This is a genomic window from Aeromonas piscicola, assembly GCF_000820005.1.
Classification (GTDB): Bacteria; Pseudomonadota; Gammaproteobacteria; order Enterobacterales; family Aeromonadaceae; genus Aeromonas; species Aeromonas piscicola.
Genome location: NZ_CDBL01000053.1, coordinates 1,918 through 4,083, shown reverse-complemented (window position 1 = coordinate 4,083; position 2,166 = coordinate 1,918). Strand labels below are relative to the sequence as shown.

The window sequence follows — 2,166 nt, the reverse complement described above, 5'->3', positions numbered from 1 at the left end:
TCCAGCCGCTGGTAGTAGAGGTCGATCAGACCCGGTATCTGAACGCCCGCCAGCAAACCCAGGGCAAACAGCATAATGCGAAGGTAGCTGCGCATATTCCTCATCATCTCGCTAAATAAGAGCCCCCATACTAGCCGCAAGCCGGGTTCAGGCCAAGATGGCACACCACACCCCCTGTGGCTGGCCGTGACAGGGCGCCCAGGGGCCATCGCGGCGGCTTGCCTTATTACCCCCTCTTACACTTATGTGATTCACGTCACGATTTTTATGTTCTAGAATATTGCGCTTTTTTGGGAGAGGAGCGTCTGCATGAACAAGTTTGTGCCGTGTTATTTGGTTGGGGGCCTGATAGCCATCAGCTGGAGTGTCCTGCCTGCCCATGGTCCCTGGGATCACTGGGATCTCGCCGTTTTTCATCTGGTCAACGGCTGGCTGGGCCAGTCTCAGCTGTGGGCCGATGTGGTGGCCGTGACCAACAATCGCCTGTTCGATTTGGCCGTGCTGGCCTGCATGGGGCTGATCCTCACGACTTGTTTCTTCCGCTCCCATGAGTCCGGTCGTCGCCGCCTGGTGGCCATGGGGGTCGTCATGCTGTTGGGAGCCCTGGCGATTAATCAGTTTGGCCACCTGCTGCCGGTCAGCCGCCCGAGTCCGACCCTGACGGTGGCTGATGCGCTGCGAGTCACCCAGCTCAGCACGATCCCGACCAAGGACTCCTCCAGCGACAGCTTTCCCGGTGACCACGCCCTGTTCCTGATGATCTTCGCCGGCTTTGCCCTGCGCTATCTGCCGCGCGGGGCTGGAATGACTGCCATCTTGATGGTGCCGCTATTTTCGGCGCCCCGCATCCTCTCCGGTGCCCACTGGCTGACGGACGTCTATGTGGGGGCCTTGTCGCTGACCCTGCTCTGTCTGCCACTCTTGCTGCTGACGGGATTGTCGGATGCGCTGATCCGCTGGCTCGCCCCGCGCTTGCCGTGGCTGCACGAGACGGATTGCGGACGACGGGCCGGTCAGCAATAAAAAAGAAGGTCGGTGCATGCCGGCCTTCTTTTTGGCTACTTCCCATCGGTGACTGTGGTCGTCGCGAAATGACCATGACTTCCACCGATGGCCCCAGGCCTGCTGGCCCTCATAGACAAGTATTAGCAGAGCCGTTCGAGCTCGCCTGCCAGGACTTTCTCCAGATAATCGTTTGCATGGGGTGAATGGTTGATCCCGACCAAGATTTTTTATTTTGACTGCCTTAGAATCGCCGCCCGTTGCTGGAGAACTCTGTATGTTAATTAATCTTTTGCGCCTGATATTCATCATCTGTGCCCTGGCTTTCATCTTCATGCTGGTTCAGGCCTGGTGGCAAAAACGGCGACAGGGATTGCTGGAACCCACCCCGTTCTGGCCCGTGGCCGCCATCGGGTTTGTTGCCAATTTTCTCGATACCCTGGGAGTCGGCAGCTTCGCGGTGAAGACGGCCTGTTACAAGCAGTTCAAGCTGATCGATGATCGCCTGTTGCCCGGCACTCTCAACGGTCAGTGTGTGTTGCCGACCGTGACCCAGTCCCTCATCTTCATCGGTGTGGTCAAGGTGGATCCGCTCACCCTCATCAGCATGATGGTGGCGGCGGCTGTGGGGGCGGCCTGGGGGGCACGCCATGTGGCGTCGTTTGATCGACAGACCATACGGCTGGTGATGGCGGTCTCCCTGTTGGTGGTGGCCGGGCTCATCTTCGCGGGCCTGCTGGGGCTGTTCCCCCTTGGCGGCGATGCCATGGGGCTGACTGGCTACAAACTGGGCATTGCCCTGCTCGGCAACTTCATCTTCGGGGTCTTGATGAACGTCGGCATAGGCCTGTTTGCCCCCTGCATGACGCTGGTCTATCTGCTCGGCATGAATCCGTTGGCGGCCTTCCCCATCATGATGGGCTCCACCGCCGTGCTCAGCGTCTTCTCGGCGGGCACCTTCATCCGCAAGGGGGCCTTCGATGCCAAGGCTGTGCTGGCGGTGGCTATCTTCGGCCCCATTGGCGTGGTGCTGGCCGCCATGCTGGTCAAATCCATGGACATGGAGATGCTGAAGTGGCTGGTGGCCTTCATCGTCATCTATACCTCCTGGACCATGTACGCCTCCTGGCGGGCGGTGCGGCGCCAGTCTCAACCCCTGCTGGC

Annotated in this window: 3 protein-coding genes; 2 read left to right on the top strand and 1 reads right to left on the bottom strand. The window is 59.7% G+C overall.

Features of this window, described 5'->3' with window-relative positions; all coding sequences use genetic code 11:
• Positions 1–95: DUF2937 family protein (locus tag BN1128_RS25415; protein WP_156140320.1), on the bottom strand; the 95-nt coding region annotated here is incomplete at its 3' end.
• Between the two features lie 214 nt (positions 96–309).
• Here BN1128_RS25415 and BN1128_RS12995 point away from each other — a divergent pair.
• Both BN1128_RS12995 and BN1128_RS12990 read left to right on the top strand, forming a co-directional pair.
• Complete coding sequence (locus BN1128_RS12995; protein WP_042869407.1) at positions 310–1,023, top strand: phosphatase PAP2 family protein; 714 nt, start codon at positions 310–312, stop codon at positions 1,021–1,023.
• Between the two features lie 256 nt (positions 1,024–1,279).
• On the top strand, positions 1,280–2,166 hold an 887-nt coding region (locus tag BN1128_RS12990), incomplete at its 3' end, for a sulfite exporter TauE/SafE family protein (RefSeq protein WP_042869533.1).